Annotated in this window: 16 protein-coding genes; 6 read left to right on the top strand and 10 right to left on the bottom strand. The window is 56.9% G+C overall.

All coding sequences use genetic code 11. From position 1 onward, the window contains the following. Window positions 1-17: 17 nt before the first annotated feature. From hycI to hycA, 9 genes are all read right to left on the bottom strand, one after another. Window positions 18-488: a hydrogenase maturation peptidase HycI gene (hycI, locus tag HU143_RS05370; RefSeq protein ID WP_000132984.1), complete on the bottom strand. Its 471-nt coding sequence runs from the start codon at window positions 486-488 to the stop codon at window positions 18-20. Continuing rightward, the gene (locus tag HU143_RS05365; RefSeq protein ID WP_000003725.1) at window positions 481-891 is read right to left on the bottom strand and encodes a formate hydrogenlyase maturation HycH family protein; all 411 of its coding nucleotides are present in this window, start codon (window positions 889-891) and stop codon (window positions 481-483) included. Before HU143_RS05365 ends, hycI begins: the two co-directional genes overlap by 8 nt. Further along, a complete protein-coding gene (gene hycG / locus HU143_RS05360) occupies window positions 888-1655 on the bottom strand; it encodes a formate hydrogenlyase subunit HycG (RefSeq protein WP_000067419.1) in 768 nt (255 codons plus the stop codon). The genes HU143_RS05365 and hycG overlap by 4 nt, the downstream gene beginning before the upstream one ends. Further along, window positions 1655-2197 carry a formate hydrogenlyase subunit HycF gene (hycF, locus tag HU143_RS05355; RefSeq protein WP_000493773.1) on the bottom strand — a complete coding sequence of 181 codons (543 nt, stop codon included), beginning with the start codon at window positions 2195-2197 and terminating at the stop codon, window positions 1655-1657. Before hycF ends, hycG begins: the two co-directional genes overlap by 1 nt. Before the next feature lie 9 nt (window positions 2198-2206). After that, entirely contained in the window at window positions 2207-3916 is a 1710-nt protein-coding gene (gene hycE / locus HU143_RS05350; RefSeq protein ID WP_023227550.1) for a formate hydrogenlyase subunit HycE, read from the bottom strand. A gap of 17 nt (window positions 3917-3933) precedes the next feature. Beyond that, the gene (locus tag HU143_RS05345; RefSeq protein WP_000110563.1) at window positions 3934-4857 is read right to left on the bottom strand and encodes a respiratory chain complex I subunit 1 family protein; all 924 of its coding nucleotides are present in this window, start codon (window positions 4855-4857) and stop codon (window positions 3934-3936) included. 2 nt (window positions 4858-4859) lie between these two features. After that, the gene (gene hycC / locus HU143_RS05340) at window positions 4860-6686 is read right to left on the bottom strand and encodes a formate hydrogenlyase subunit 3 (RefSeq protein WP_023227551.1); all 1827 of its coding nucleotides are present in this window, start codon (window positions 6684-6686) and stop codon (window positions 4860-4862) included. Continuing rightward, entirely contained in the window at window positions 6686-7294 is a 609-nt protein-coding gene (gene hycB, locus HU143_RS05335) for a formate hydrogenlyase subunit HycB (RefSeq protein WP_001079163.1), read from the bottom strand. Before hycB ends, hycC begins: the two co-directional genes overlap by 1 nt. Before the next feature lie 145 nt (window positions 7295-7439). Continuing rightward, window positions 7440-7901 carry a formate hydrogenlyase regulator HycA gene (hycA, locus tag HU143_RS05330; RefSeq protein ID WP_000158074.1) on the bottom strand — a complete coding sequence of 154 codons (462 nt, stop codon included), beginning with the start codon at window positions 7899-7901 and terminating at the stop codon, window positions 7440-7442. Between the two features lie 209 nt (window positions 7902-8110). Between hycA and hypA the strand changes: the two genes are divergently transcribed. From hypA to flhA, 6 genes are all read left to right on the top strand, one after another. Continuing rightward, window positions 8111-8467 (top strand): hydrogenase maturation nickel metallochaperone HypA, encoded by a 357-nt coding sequence (gene hypA, locus HU143_RS05325; RefSeq protein ID WP_000544461.1) that lies wholly within the window; start codon window positions 8111-8113, stop codon window positions 8465-8467. A 69-nt stretch (window positions 8468-8536) separates the two neighbouring features. After that, a complete protein-coding gene (hypB, locus tag HU143_RS05320) occupies window positions 8537-9409 on the top strand; it encodes a hydrogenase nickel incorporation protein HypB (protein ID WP_000337646.1) in 873 nt (290 codons plus the stop codon). Then, complete coding sequence (hypC, locus tag HU143_RS05315) at window positions 9400-9672, top strand: hydrogenase 3 maturation protein HypC (RefSeq protein ID WP_000334871.1); 273 nt, start codon at window positions 9400-9402, stop codon at window positions 9670-9672. The genes hypB and hypC overlap by 10 nt, the downstream gene beginning before the upstream one ends. Further along, the gene (gene hypD, locus HU143_RS05310; RefSeq protein ID WP_023227552.1) at window positions 9672-10793 is read left to right on the top strand and encodes a hydrogenase formation protein HypD; all 1122 of its coding nucleotides are present in this window, start codon (window positions 9672-9674) and stop codon (window positions 10791-10793) included. Before hypC ends, hypD begins: the two co-directional genes overlap by 1 nt. After that, the gene (hypE, locus tag HU143_RS05305; protein ID WP_001059959.1) at window positions 10790-11800 is read left to right on the top strand and encodes a hydrogenase expression/formation protein HypE; all 1011 of its coding nucleotides are present in this window, start codon (window positions 10790-10792) and stop codon (window positions 11798-11800) included. The genes hypD and hypE overlap by 4 nt, the downstream gene beginning before the upstream one ends. Before the next feature lie 218 nt (window positions 11801-12018). Next, complete coding sequence (gene flhA / locus HU143_RS05300) at window positions 12019-14097, top strand: formate hydrogenlyase transcriptional activator FlhA (protein WP_064441663.1); 2079 nt, start codon at window positions 12019-12021, stop codon at window positions 14095-14097. Between the two features lie 61 nt (window positions 14098-14158). Here flhA and HU143_RS05295 read toward each other — a convergent pair whose 3' ends face one another. After that, a complete protein-coding gene (locus tag HU143_RS05295; protein ID WP_023227553.1) occupies window positions 14159-14503 on the bottom strand; it encodes a nitrous oxide-stimulated promoter family protein in 345 nt (114 codons plus the stop codon). Window positions 14504-14525 lie beyond the last annotated feature (22 nt).

Genomic DNA, 14525 nt, shown 5'->3' with positions numbered 1-14525 from the left:
CTAAATATGTGCGCATTTTACGCCTCCGGCGCTTCCAGCGCGGCAAATCCGCCGTTTCCCTGCCAGCCTTCCAGGCGCTGATAGACGATGTTTACCGCGTCCTTAATCGGTTGAGTCATCGGATAATAAAACCCGACGATATCCGGCTGGATACCAACAAAAATCACCTCGCCGACATCCTCTTTCAGCTGATCGATAAGGTAGTTGAGCGGCATATTGTGGGTGGTCATCATAAACATTTCGGCGATATCATCCGGATCGATAATGCGGATCTCGCCCGGATTAAGTCCCATATCGGTGGCGTCGACAATCAACAGACGCTGCGGGCGCAGCTCTCGAATCGCCACAATGTCGTTTTCCGGCGCGCTGCCGCCATCGATGACAACCCAGTTGCCCTTCGGCTGCGCCGCGCACATTTCCGCCAGTAACGGGCCTGCGCCGTCGTCGCCCATCATACTGTTACCGACACAGAGTAAAACGTCAGTCACGAAGCCTCCTCACCATCAGGTAGATGGCGCTTTCCTGATGAATGTCATGCAGCATACTGAGCATCAGTTTGCTCCATTCTTGCTGCTGCGGGGTCTGCGCGGCGCGCGCCTCATCAAACGCGCGCGCCAGCATTTGCACATGGTTGAAATCGATGACGATCTCGCCATACTTCGGCACACCTTCCATTTTACGCCGGGCATCGCTACCGGCTTCCAGGGTGGCGATCCACGCCAGATACTCATCCCATGGGCAGGTGAGCGCGGCCTCCAGGCAATCGATAACCCCCAGGTGGTGACCAATCGCCAGGCTGTAATAGACAACCTGCTGCGCCTCGGCGGGCGTCGCATCGTTCTCATCAATAAACTTACGGCTCAGTTGACTGAACACCACCTGTTCGCTCATCGGATACGCGCCTCTTCAACAACATGATTGAGATGGGTGACAATTTCGGTTAAACGCGGATCGTTTTCCGCTTCCAGCCAACGCGCCACTTGCTGCTCGCCCTGCCCCAACTGTGTCAGGTAATCATCGGCGATCTGACGACCATAGCGATAACCCGCCAGCCGGCGCGCCGCGCGATCCACCTTCACGCGCAGCGGCTGCACCATATCCGGATGCAGGATCTCTGCGGGCTGATCGTCCAGCTCACCCGGCGCGCGGGCGTGGATTTTCTGCTCCAGCAGGCCAAGCGCCATCGCAAATCCGTACAGCGTGGCGGCAGGCGTTGGCGGGCAGCCTGGAATATACACATCCACCGGGACGATTTTATCCGTACCGCCCCATACGCAGTACAGATCATGGAAGATGCCGCCGCTGTTGCCGCAGGCGCCGTAAGAGATACAGATTTTCGGGTCCGGTGCCGACTGCCAGGCGCGCAGCGCCGGAGAGCGCATGGCGCGGGTCACCGCGCCGGTAAACAGCAGAATATCGGCATGACGCGGCGACGGTACTACTTTGATGCCGAAACGCTCGGCATCAAACAGCGGCGAAAGCGTCGCAAAGATTTCGATTTCACAGCCGTTACAGCCGCCGCAGTCCACGCGGTAAACGTATGCCGAACGCTTAATATTTTTCAGTAAAGACGCCTTCATGCTGGCGATGGATTCATCCACCGTCATCGGTACCGGAATGCCGTTGGCGTCACGCGGGCCTAATAAATTGCTCATTAGCTGACCTCTTTCATATGGCGAGTCAGTTCAATACGGTCGGACGGCACCAGGCATTTCTGACGCTTACAGTCCGGGCAGGTCTCAAAGCTTTCGCGGTGGTTTTCCGCGCGGCTGTCGCCGTTGTGCGCAAGCAGCGCAATGGCGTAGTCGATCTCTTTCTGTACCGCGAAAGGACGATTACACACGCGACAGTTGCACAGCGCGAAGCGGGACTGTTGCAGGAAATCTTCTTTCTTCCACACTGCCAGTTCGTACTCTTGCGACAGTTTGATCGCCGCCGTCGGGCACACCTCTTCGCAGCGACCGCAGAAGATGCAGCGGCCAAGATTGAACTGCCACGCCAGCTCATTAGTTGCCAGTAAGGTTTCCACCGTCAGCGCGTTCGACGGGCAGGCATTAACGCAGGCGGCACAGCCGATGCACTGCTGCGGATTATGTTCCGGCTTGCCGCGGAAGTTTTTATCAACCGCAATCGGCTCCAGCGGATAAGACGAGGTCGCCGTGCCGGTTTTGATAACTTTTTTGATAAAGGTAAACATGGCGATTCCTTATTTCAGCGGCGAGTTTTTACGCTCAATGCTGTAGCGCTCAAGTTCTTTGTACGGCACGACTTTGCTCTTCTTCTTACGCACATCGACCACCGTCATCCGGTCGGTACAGGAGTAGCACGGGTCGAGGCTGCCGATAATCAGCGGCGCGTCGGAGACGGTGTTGCCGCGCAGCATATAGCGCAGCGTCGGCCAGTTGGCGTAGGTCGCCGCACGGCAGCGCCAGCGGTACAGCTTCTGGTTGTCGCCGGTCATGCTCCAGTGGATATCGTCACCACGCGGCGCTTCAGCGAAGCCGAGCGCAAAACGGTGCGGAATATAGGTGAATCCTTCCACCATCAGCGGGCCGCCCGGCAGATTATCCAGACCGAAATCGATCATATTCAGCGAGGTGTAGACTTCGTTGATACGGACTTTCAGACGAGAAATCACGTCGCAACCCTGCTCGCTATGTACTTCCATCGGCAGCAGACCGTAGCCGACAAACGGGTGGTCGGCGCGGGTGTCGCGGGCGTGGCCGCTGGCGCGCACCATCGGGCCGACATTACTGAAGTCGCGGGCAATTTCCGGGTCCAGACGGCCGATACCCACGGTACGCTGTTCCATATTCGGCGTGCTCAGCAGCATGTCCACCAGCTCCTGCACGTCACGACGCATCTGCTGCGCCAGTTGACGGGTCTGGATCATATCCTCTTTGAGCAGATCGCGGCGAATCCCGCCGATCAGGTTCAAACCGTAAGTTTTGCGCGCCCCGGTAAGGATCTCCGCCATTTTCATGGAGGTTTCACGCACGCGGAAGAACTGCATAAAGCCGGAGTCAAAGCCGGTAAAGTGGCAGGCGAGGCCGAGGTTTAGCAGGTGCGAGTGCAGACGCTCCACTTCCAGCAGAATGGCGCGGATCATCTGCGCACGCTCCGGCACCTGAATGCCCATCGCGTTTTCCACGGAAGTGGTGTAGGCAGTGCTGTGCGCGAAACCGCAGATACCACACACGCGATCCGACAGGAAGGTGACTTCGTTATAACCCATGCGGGTTTCCGCCAGTTTTTCCATACCACGGTGGACGTAGAACAGGCGGTAGTCGGCGTCGATAATGTTTTCGCCATCGACGAACAGACGGAAGTGGCCCGGTTCATCGGAAGTGACATGCAGCGGGCCAATCGGCACCACGTTATTTTTCTTGTCACCCAGCTCGTTAATGAACTCGTAGGTTTCCGCATCGGTGGTCGGCACCGGGCGCTGACGATAATCCATGCTGTCTTTACGCAGCGGATAGAGTTCATCCGGCCAGTCGTCCGGCAGCACCAGACGGCGCTCGTCCGGCAGACCGACCGGGATTAAACCGTACATGTCGCGTACTTCGCGCTCACCCCACACGGCAGCCGGCACGCGCGGCGTAACGGATGGGAATTCCAGCTTATTGGCATCTACTTCAACGCGAACGGTAATCCAGCACTTCGTGCCCTGCTCCATCGACAGCACGTAATAAACGGCATAGTGGCCGCACAACTGGCGTTCGTCATTACCGAACAGCACCGACAGCCACCCACCCTGCTGGTAGTAAAGAAACTCCACCACTTCCGGCAGATAGTTTACTTTCACCGTAATAGTCAGCTGATCTTTGGTCTGCCAGGCTTCGTCCAGCACGACGCCCGGAAACGCCTGGTGCAGCGCCGCAAGGTATTGTTGACCTAATTTTTCTTCAGACATGCTCAAACTCTCTTAAATCACGCCGCCAGCAAGGAGACGAAGGCTAAAAACGCAAACCCAAAACCGGCCCAGGTCACGCGTGAAGTGGCGCAAAAACGCAGTCGCGCCATGCTGTTTTCAAACAGGGCGATCACCAGTACGCCGACAATCAGCTTGACGACGGCAATCACCAGCGCCAGCAACAGTCCGCCTGCGCTGAAGGTTTCCATCTGTCCCCACGGCAAAAACACGCCGACGAACATTTGCAGCACCACCAGTTGCTTAAGGCTGATGCCCCATTTCAGCACCGCAAAGCCGCTACCGCTGTATTCGGTCAACGGCCCTTCCTGCAACTCCTGCTCCGCTTCCGCCAGGTCGAACGGCAGCTTGCCCATTTCGATAAAGGTGGCGAAGGCGCAGGCGCACAGCGCCAGAATCAGCGGAATACTGCGCGCGACAGGCCAGTGATAAATGGTATCGGCGATATTGCTGATATGCGTTGAACCCGCAACCTGCGCGGCGACCCACAGACCCAGCAGCAGAATCGGCTCCACCAGCACGCCGAGCATCGCTTCACGGCTGGCGCCGATCGCGGTGAACGGACTGCCGGTATCCAGGCCTGCAATAGAGAAGAAGAAGCGCGCAATCGCGAACAGATAAATCAGGGTGATTAAATCACCCAGTTGCGGCAACGGAGATCCAACGGTGACGACCGGCAGCGCGGTGGCGATAGTCAGCATCACGCCGACCATCACAAACGGCGTCAGGCGAAAAACCCAGCCGGAATCCGCAGGCGCAATACTCTGGCGACCGAGCAGTTTGATAATGTCGCGGTACTCCTGCAACACGCCCGGCCCACGGCGATTGTGTAGACGGGCGCGCGCCACGCGAGTAATACCGGACAGCAATGGCGCAACGGCAAATAGCACCAGCGCCTGAATTAACGGATAAAACACACTCATTTTCAGGCTCCTCGTGAAACCACAATCACCACCAGCACCGCCAGCTCAATCAGCGCCAGACGACGGAACAGCACCGCGGCCGCCGCGTTCTGCCAGCCCGGCACCAGCGATACCGGGTTCAGCCATTTACGCAGTTTAAGTACCGGGGCAAAGGCCTCTTTCACCGGCATGGCGAAACCGTGCGCGGTAATCACCATCGACTGCTCATGGTCGTAGCCGCACACCCAGGCCGCGCCGCGAGAACGCGACGGCAGACGGTTGCCTTTGAACATCGCCATAATGATGAACGGCAGTAGCGGACAGGCGACCAACAGCAGCGTGATCATCGGCTGCGATACGGTGGTGTGCGCGGTTTCCAGCGGCAACGGTACCGCAGTGGAAATCATCGGCAGCAGCCACGGCGCGGCAACCCCACCAATCACACAGCAGATAGCCAGCGCAACCACGCTGACGCCCATCAGGATAGGCGCGCAGCTGGCGTTTTCAGCTTCCTTCGTGCGCGGCGCGCCAAGGAACGTCACGCCATACACTTTCGCCATACACATCACCGCCAGCGCGCCGGTAATCGCCAGGCCAACCGCCAGCAGCGGTCCTAACAGACGACCAACAAATGCGCCGCTGTTGCCCAGTTTGAAGAAGGACTGGTAAATCACCCACTCGCCGGCAAAGCCGTTCAGCGGCGGCAGCGCCGCCATCGCCATCAGACCGACCAGCATGGCGATAGAAATAACCGGCATCCGTTTACCAATACCGCCCAGTTTTTCGATATCGCGATGACCGGTACGGAACCAGATGCTGCCCGCGCCCAGAAACAGCACGCTTTTGAACAGGCTATGGTTCAGCAGGTGATAGAGCCCGCCGGTCAGACCCAGCGCGATCAGTACCGGCTGATTGAGAGCAATCCCGGTAACGCCTGCGCCCAGACCGAGCAAAATGATGCCGATATTTTCCAGCGTGTGATAGGCCAACAGGCGCTGAATGTTATGCTCCATCAGCGCGTACAGACCACCGACAAAGGCGGTGATCATCCCAAGCACCAACAGCGCCACGCCCCACCACAGCGGCGCATTGCCGCCAAGCAGAGATAGCGTGAGAATGCCCAGCAGCCCGATTTTCATCACCACGGTCGAGAACAGCGCGGCGGCGGGAGCGCTGGCGTTGGCGTGCGCCTGCGGCACCCAACCGTGTAGCGGGATAATCCCGGCCAGCAGACCAAAGCCGATAACGCCGAGCAGCCAGATATCGGAGCCCAGCGGCAGTTGCTGAGCGCGTTGATCCAGCAACCCCAGATCCAGCGTGCCGTAGCGCTGCCACACCAGCCAGCAGGCGATTGCCAGCAGCAACGTACCGAGACGGCCCAGCGCAAACCACAGTTTGCCCTCTTTGCTACCGCCGGTGAGGAACACGGCGCAGAGCGCCATGATTTCCGCCATCACCACCATCGTCCCCAGATTACTGGCGACCACGGCGCAGACGGCTGCCGCCATCAGCAGGTTGACCAACAGTCCGTTGGCTTTTACCTGTGGATGGCGATGCCAGTCGATATTGAACAGGCTGACGAACAGACCGCACAGCCCCAGCGTAATCAGCCAGATAGCATTCAGCGGCGTTATTTGCAGCATGTGGCCGGTAAACGGCATCACGCCGCTCACCGTAACGGCGCTGGTCAGTGCGGTGAACCCCGCGCCAGCCGTACACAGGCTGCCGACCGCGCCGCCGATACCGGCAATCCAGCCGCTCAGCGCTTTATGAAACGAAAACAGAAACGCCAGAACGGCGGCGGCGGCAAACCACGCGACGCCGCTAGTAATCAGTGAAAGTGAACTCATTATGCATCCCCACTCTGAGCCTGCTGAAACAAGGTGAGATCGCCAAAATCGGTATTAAACGTCAGCTCACGTTTACGTTTGCTGGCGCGGGCGATATCCGTGTTATCCACCAGGTGTAGCGCTTTAGTCGGGCACATCCGCACACAGGCCGGGCCTTGCTCGTCAAAGCTGCACAGGTCGCATTTCACCGCGATAGCGCGTACGCCCGGCACCCAGTCGAGCAACGTACTGACGCGCGCAGGCGCTGGCGGCGCGGGCGGCGCTTTCGGCGTATTGGCGTTCGCCGGAATATGCAGCGGACGGCTTCCGGAAAACTCAATAGCGCCAAACGGACAGGCAATACCGCACAGTTTGCAGCTCACGCACAGGCTTTCATTAAGCTGGACAGCGCCGTCAACGCGATTAATCGCGTTAACCGGGCATACCGTGGCGCATGGCGCATCTTCACAGTGGTGACAGAGCTGCGGCGCAGATTCTTTTTCATTCAGCATCACTTTCAGGCGCGGCATTGACTGCAGGCCATGCTGGCGATGCGTCTCTGAACAGGCGGCCTCACAGGTGTGGCAGCCGATACAGAGAGTGGAGTCAGCAATTACAAAACGATTCACCAGGCATTCCTCAGGTGATTGTCATTTTTGACGAAAACATGCCGTTGAAATGTCATTTTCGACACTTATCGACACGCCCATCCCCAAAACATTCATGACATGGCGCAACGCCATATCGAGAATCAAAGCGGGCAACACCTCAGGCTTATACCGCCGGGCTGTGTCCCTTTACCAATTGCCGCAAATTAACCGGCGAGTTGGTTTCTACAGCGGTATAGAGGCTGTCGTAAACGCTGGCGATTTTTTCCAGATAGTGCTCCAGCACCTGCTCGCGATCGCGGTTGTTAACCCGTTCGTCAACCTTGCCGTCGATATCGAGCTGCGCCTGTGCAATCAATTGCTTATCTTCGCCATCTTTGGTTTCAACGTAGTACTCAATGGTGTGGCTGTTAAAACCATCCGCCAACGCGACGTAAATACGAAAGTGCTCAAACAGGACAAAGCAAAGATCCCTTTCCGGCGCGCAGCTCATTGCGTGATGCAGGCGCGCTTTCGAGAGGGTGATCCCCTGAACCAGCGAGTTGCAGTAAATATGCCACTGGTCCTGTAGGCGACGATGCCGTTGCGCGATGTAATCGGCCTTTTCGCTTATTTCCCAAATAGTCATGTCAGGTTACCCGTTTAACAGAGATGCCTGCGTTAAGCATTTTCCATGCCAATTTTTAACTTATTGTTTTTAATGGAAGACGCGCACAGTTACTGCCGTTTCGACGCGGTGACGACATGTCATTTCGTCATTGTCGACATTGACCTGCCAGGGGATACAAATATTGGCATAAATATTGCTTTACAGGGGCAACCACTACGGGAGGCGATATGCACGAAATCACCCTCTGCCAACGGGCACTGGAATTGATTGAACAACAGGCTTCAGCATACGGTGCAAAACGTGTGACAGCCGTCTGGATCAAAATTGGCGCATTTTCTTGCGTGGAAACCAGCGCTCTTTCCTTTTGTTTTGATCTGGTATGCCGCGGCACGATAGCAGAAGGTTGTAAACTGCACCTCGAAGAACAGGAAGCCGAATGCTGGTGTGAGCATTGTCAACAATATGTCACGTTGTTAACCCACCGTGTACGTCGTTGTCCGCAATGTCATAGCGATACGCTGCGAATTGTGGCCGATGACGGCTTACAAATTCGGCGCATAGAGATTGATGAAACTGAAGATTAATGCCGGATAAGACGCTCGCGTCGCCATCCGGCAGAAAGCCTGTAACAAGAAGAAGATCAGGAGTAAGCGATGTGTACGACTTGCGGTTGCGCTGAAGGCAACCTTTATATAGAAGGCGATGAACATAATCCGCACTCAGCGTTTCGTAGCGCGCCCTTTGCCCCAGCGGCTCGCCCGGCGCTGAATATTACCGGCATTAAAACGCCTGACTTTACCCCAAGTCAGACCGCAGAAGGCGATCTGCATTACGGCCACGGCGAAGCCGGAACCCACGCGCCTGGTATGAGTCAGCGGCGGATGCTGGAGGTTGAAATCGACGTGCTGGACAAAAATAATCGTCTGGCTGAGCGCAACCGCGCCCGTTTCGCCGCCCGCCAGCAACTGGTGCTCAACCTGGTGTCCAGTCCCGGGTCAGGTAAAACCACCCTGCTGACCGAAACGCTGATGAAATTGAAAGACCGTGTACCGTGCGCGGTGATTGAAGGCGACCAGCAGACAGTGAACGACGCCGCCCGCATCCGCGCTACCGGCACGCCCGCCATTCAGGTCAACACCGGTAAAGGCTGCCATCTTGACGCGCAAATGATCGCCGACGCCGCGCCGCGCCTGCCGCTGGATGACCACGGTATTCTGTTTATCGAAAACGTCGGTAATCTCGTCTGCCCGGCCAGCTTCGATCTGGGCGAAAAGCATAAAGTCGCAGTGCTTTCCGTGACCGAAGGTGAAGATAAGCCGCTGAAATATCCCCATATGTTTGCCGCTGCGTCGCTCATGCTGCTCAATAAAGTCGATCTGCTACCCTACCTCAATTTTGACGTTGAGAAGTGCATCGCCAGCGCGCGTGAAGTGAACCCGGAGATTGAAATTATCCTGATTTCCGCCACCAGCGGCGAAGGCATGGATCAGTGGCTGGCCTGGCTGGAGGCGCAGCGATGTGCATAGGCGTGCCGGGTCAAATCCGCGCCATTGACGGCAATCAGGCAAAAGTTGACGTCTGCGGCATTCAGCGCGACGTCGATCTCACATTAGTCGGCAGTTGTGATGAAAACGGTCAGCCGCGTCTGGGTCAGTGGGTGCTGGTTCATGTCGGATTCGCCATGAGCGTCATTAACGAAGCGGAAGCGCGCGACACGCTCGACGCGCTACAAAATATGTTTGATGTTGAGCCGGACGTCGGCGCACTGCTGTATGGTGAGGAGAGATAATGCGTTTTGTTGACGAGTACCGTGCGCCGGAACAGGTAATGCAGCTCATTGAACACCTGCGTGAACGCGCCGCCCTTCTTCCTTACACTGCTGAACAACCGCTGCGCATTATGGAAGTCTGCGGGGGTCATACCCACGCGATTTTTAAATTTGGTCTCGATCAGTTACTGCCCGAAAACGTGGAGTTTATTCACGGCCCCGGTTGTCCGGTCTGCGTGCTGCCGATGGGACGTATCGACAGTTGCGTGGAAATCGCCAGCCATCCGGAGGTGATTTTCTGCACCTTTGGCGATGCCATGCGCGTGCCGGGGAAACAGGGTTCTCTGTTGCAGGCTAAAGCGCGCGGCGCGGATGTCCGTATTGTTTACTCTCCGATGGACGCGCTGAAGCTGGCGCAGGATAACCCGACCCGCAAAGTGGTATTTTTCGGGCTGGGCTTTGAAACCACCATGCCGACCACCGCCATCACGCTGCAGCAGGCAAAACAGCGTGACGTGCGAAACTTCTACTTTTTCTGCCAGCACATTACGCTGATCCCGACGCTGCGTAGCCTACTGGAGCAGCCGGACAACGGCATTGACGCCTTTCTTGCGCCAGGCCACGTCAGCATGGTCATCGGCACCGAGGCGTATCAGTTTATCGCCGCCGATTTTAATCGCCCGCTGGTGGTGGCTGGATTCGAACCGCTTGATCTACTGCAAGGCGTGGTCATGCTGGTTGAGCAGAAAATAGCGGCCCTAAGCCAGGTTGAAAACCAATACCGTCGCGTGGTGCCGGATGCCGGAAACATACTGGCGCAGCAGGCCATCGCCGATGTGTTCTGCGTTAATGGCGACAGCGAGTGGCGCGGCCTGGGCGTGATTGAATCCTCCGGCGTCCACCTGACGCCAGAGTATCAGCGCTTTGACGCCGAAGCGCATTTCCGCCCAGCGCCGCAGCAGGTCTATGACGATCCGCGCGCCCGTTGCGGCGAAGTGCTGACCGGCAGATGCAAGCCGCATCAGTGCCCGCTATTTGGTAAAACATGTAATCCAGAGACCGCGTTCGGCGCGCTGATGGTCTCTTCCGAAGGCGCATGCGCCGCCTGGTATCAGTATCGTCAGCAGGAGTGTGAAGTTTGAACAATATACAACTCGCCCACGGCAGCGGCGGCCAGGCTATGCAACAGTTGATTAATAGCCTGTTTATGGAGGCCTTTGCCAACCCGTGGCTGGCGGAACAAGAAGATCAGGCGCGTCTGGAGCTGGCGCAACTGACGGCGGAGGGCGACCGTCTGGCGTTTTCTACCGATAGCTATGTGATCGATCCGCTCTTTTTCCCCGGCGGCAATATCGGCAAACTGGCGATTTGCGGTACGGCGAACGACGTTGCGGTGAGCGGCGCGATCCCCCGCTATCTCTCCTGCGGCTTTATCCTTGAAGAAGGGCTGCCGATGGAGACGTTAAAAAGCGTGGTCAATAGCATGGCGGCGACCGCGCGGGAAGCGGGTATCGCCATTGTAACCGGCGACACCAAAGTTGTGCAGCGCGGCGCGGCGGATAAATTGTTTATCAACACTGCCGGCATGGGGGCGATTCCCGCCGATATTCACTGGGGCGCGCAAACGCTGAGCGTTGGCGATGTGTTGTTAGTCAGCGGTACGCTTGGCGATCACGGCGCCACTATCCTCAACCTGCGTGAGCAACTGGGACTGGATGGCGAGCTGGCGAGCGACTGCGCAGTATTAACGCCGCTTATTCAGACGCTGCGTCATATTGACGGAGTGAAGGCATTGCGTGACGCCACGCGCGGCGGCGTGAATGCGGTCGCCCATGAGTTTGCGGCGTCCTGCGGTTATGGTATTGAATTGTCCGAATCCGCACTGCCGCTCAAACCTGCCGTGCGCGGCGTCTGCGAGCTGTTGGGGCTGGATGCTCTGAACTTTGCCAACGAAGGAAAACTGGTGATTGCCGTTGAACGGCAGGCCGCAGATCGGGCGTTGGCGGCATTACGCGCGCATCCGCTGGGACGTGATGCAGCACTGATTGGCGAAGTCGTGGAACGCAAAGGCGTTCGCTTAGCCGGACTCTATGGCGTGAAGCGAACCCTTGATTTGCCACACGCCGAACCATTACCTCGTATATGCTAGCAGCCTGTTGGCAGCATACTGTAGGCCGGATAAGACGCATTTGCGGCGAGATCCGGCATTAACGCTGCATGAACGCCTGATGGCGCTTTGCTTATCAGGCCTACGGAGTGTGTGACCAGCGAGTTTGCGGTCAGCCATCCGGCAATAACTTACGACTTATACCTATAATTCATTTACCGTTTTCGCACCGTTTTGCGGTATTTTCCTGGAAAAGCAACATGTCGTATACACCCATGAGCGATCTTGGACAGCAAGGCTTGTTCGATATCACTCGTACCTTATTGCAGCAGCCCGATTTGGCGTCGCTCAGTGAAGCGCTTTCGCAACTGGTAAAGCGTTCAGCGCTCGCCGACAGCGCCGGCATTGTGCTATGGCAGGCGCAGTCGCAACGCGCACAATATTATGCGACGCGAGAAAATGGCCGTCCTGTTGAATATGAAGATGAAACCGTACTGGCGCACGGCCCGGTACGTCGCATCCTTTCTCGCCCCGATGCATTGCACTGTAATTTCCATGAGTTTACCGAAACCTGGCCGCAGCTTGCCGCGAGCGGCCTCTACCCTGAATTTGGTCATTACTGTCTGCTTCCTTTAGCCGCGGAGGGCCGTATTTTCGGCGGCTGCGAATTCATCCGTCAGGAAGATCGCCCCTGGAGTGAAAAGGAATATGACCGTCTGCATACGTTTACCCAAATTGTCGGCGTGGTCGCCGAGCAAATTCAAAACCGGGTAAACAATAACGTCGATTATGATCTGTTGTGCCGCGAACGCGATAACTTCCGTATTCTGGTTGCGATCACCAACGCCGTCCTGTCGCGTCTGGATATTGATGAGCTGGTAAGCGAAGTCGCAAAAGAGATCCACCACTATTTCAATATCGACGCGATCAGCATCGTGTTGCGCAGCCATCGCAAAAATAAGCTGAATATCTACTCCACCCACTACCTTGATGAGCATCATCCGGCGCACGAACAGAGCGAAGTCGACGAAGCCGGCACGCTCACGGAGCGCGTCTTTAAAAGTAAAGAGATGCTGCTTATCAACCTCAACGAACGCGATCCGCTTGCCCCCTACGAACGAATGCTGTTCGATACCTGGGGCAATCAGATCCAGACGCTTTGCCTGCTGCCGTTGATGTCCGGCAAGACGATGCTTGGCGTGCTCAAACTGGCCCAGTGCGAAGAAAAAGTGTTTACCACCGCCAACCTCAAGCTGCTGCGTCAGATTGCCGAACGGGTAGCCATTGCCGTGGATAATGCGCTGGCCTATCAGGAAATCCACCGTCTGAAGGAACGCCTGGTCGACGAAAACCTGGCGCTCACGGAGCAGCTTAATAACGTCGACAGCGAGTTTGGCGAGATCATCGGGCGCAGCGAAGCGATGTACAACGTGCTAAAGCAGGTTGAGATGGTGGCGCAGAGCGACAGTACCGTGCTGATTCTGGGCGAAACGGGAACCGGTAAAGAGTTGATTGCCCGCGCCATTCACAACCTGAGCGGACGTAGCGGGCGCAGGATGGTAAAGATGAACTGCGCCGCGATGCCGGCGGGGCTGCTGGAAAGCGATTTGTTTGGTCATGAGCGCGGCGCGTTTACCGGCGCCAGCGCGCAGCGGATTGGCCGTTTCGAGCTGGCGGATAAAAGCTCGCTGTTTCTGGATGAAGTGGGCGACATGCCGCTGGAGCTACAGCCTAAGCTACTGCGCGTCCTTCAGGAGCAAGAGTTTGAACGTCTCGGCAGCAATAAACTGATCCAGACCGACGTGCGGCTGATCGCCGCGACTAACCGCGATCTGAAAAAAATGGTCGCCGATCGCGAATTCCGTAACGATCTCTACTATCGGCTGAATGTTTTTCCGATCCAGCTTCCTCCGTTGCGCGAACGTCCGGAAGATATTCCACTACTGGTCAAAGCGTTCACTTTCAAAATCGCCCGCCGAATGGGGCGTAATATCGACAGCATTCCCGCCGAAACGCTGCTCACGCTCAGCAGCATGGAATGGCCGGGGAACGTTCGCGAGCTGGAGAATGTCGTCGAGCGCGCCGTGCTGCTGACGCGCGGCAATGTGCTACAACTGTCGCTGCCGGATATTACCGCCGTAACGCCCGATACCTCGCCTGTTGCGACTGAAAGCGCCAAAGAAGGCGAAGATGAATATCAGCTTATTATACGCGTGCTGAAAGAGACCAATGGCGTAGTGGCTGGACCAAAAGGCGCGGCGCAGCGTCTGGGGCTTAAACGAACCACCCTGCTGTCGCGTATGAAGCGATTGGGTATTGATAAAGACGCGTTAGCGTAACGGGTTGCCGGATCTGATCCGGCCAGGAGATGATGCGCGCCGTAGGCCTGGCGCTTCCCCTTCACTTCTTGCGCTGATATTTTTCCGGCAATTCCGGAACGGGGCGCTTATCGTCGATAAGGTGCCGCACGGTCAGGACAGGATGCCGCCAAAGCATTCGCGGACCTGCCCAACGCATAATCTGCTTCATCTCCTCGCGTTTAGCCGGCTGATAGCAGTGCACCGGGCACTGCTTACAGGCGGGTTTTTCCTCGCCAAATACGCACTTATCAAGACGTTTTTGCGCGTAGGCGAACAGCGCGTCGTAATGCCCCTGCACCGCTGACGCCTGTGGGCACTGGCTTTCATACAGCACGATCATTTTTTTGATCGTCAGTTTTTCACGAGCGATACGTTTACCAGGCATCGTGCTCTCTCCGAACATTAAG

Source organism: Salmonella sp. SJTUF14076 (assembly GCF_015534835.1).
GTDB classification, from domain to species: Bacteria; Pseudomonadota; Gammaproteobacteria; order Enterobacterales; family Enterobacteriaceae; genus Salmonella; species Salmonella enterica.
The sequence above is the reverse complement of the archived record's forward strand: the minus strand, read 5'-3'. Positions and strand labels throughout refer to the sequence as shown.

Excerpts from the sequence above, each read along its gene's own strand:
- HU143_RS05365 (WP_000003725.1), bottom strand. The coding sequence starts at position 891 with ATGAGCGAACAGGTGGTGTTCAGTCAACTGAGCCGTAAGTTTATTGAT.
- hycG (WP_000067419.1), bottom strand. The coding sequence starts at position 1,655 with ATGAGCAATTTATTAGGCCCGCGTGACGCCAACGGCATTCCGGTACCG.
- hycF (WP_000493773.1), bottom strand. The coding sequence starts at position 2,197 with ATGTTTACCTTTATCAAAAAAGTTATCAAAACCGGCACGGCGACCTCG.
- hycE (WP_023227550.1), bottom strand. The coding sequence starts at position 3,916 with ATGTCTGAAGAAAAATTAGGTCAACAATACCTTGCGGCGCTGCACCAG.
- HU143_RS05345 (WP_000110563.1), bottom strand. The coding sequence starts at position 4,857 with ATGAGTGTGTTTTATCCGTTAATTCAGGCGCTGGTGCTATTTGCCGTT.
- hycC (WP_023227551.1), bottom strand. The coding sequence starts at position 6,686 with ATGAGTTCACTTTCACTGATTACTAGCGGCGTCGCGTGGTTTGCCGCC.
- hycA (WP_000158074.1), bottom strand. The coding sequence starts at position 7,901 with ATGACTATTTGGGAAATAAGCGAAAAGGCCGATTACATCGCGCAACGG.
- hypA (WP_000544461.1), top strand. The coding sequence starts at position 8,111 with ATGCACGAAATCACCCTCTGCCAACGGGCACTGGAATTGATTGAACAA.
- hypB (WP_000337646.1), top strand. The coding sequence starts at position 8,537 with ATGTGTACGACTTGCGGTTGCGCTGAAGGCAACCTTTATATAGAAGGC.
- hypC (WP_000334871.1), top strand. The coding sequence starts at position 9,400 with ATGTGCATAGGCGTGCCGGGTCAAATCCGCGCCATTGACGGCAATCAG.
- hypD (WP_023227552.1), top strand. The coding sequence starts at position 9,672 with ATGCGTTTTGTTGACGAGTACCGTGCGCCGGAACAGGTAATGCAGCTC.
- flhA (WP_064441663.1), top strand. The coding sequence starts at position 12,019 with ATGTCGTATACACCCATGAGCGATCTTGGACAGCAAGGCTTGTTCGAT.
- HU143_RS05295 (WP_023227553.1), bottom strand. The coding sequence starts at position 14,503 with ATGCCTGGTAAACGTATCGCTCGTGAAAAACTGACGATCAAAAAAATG.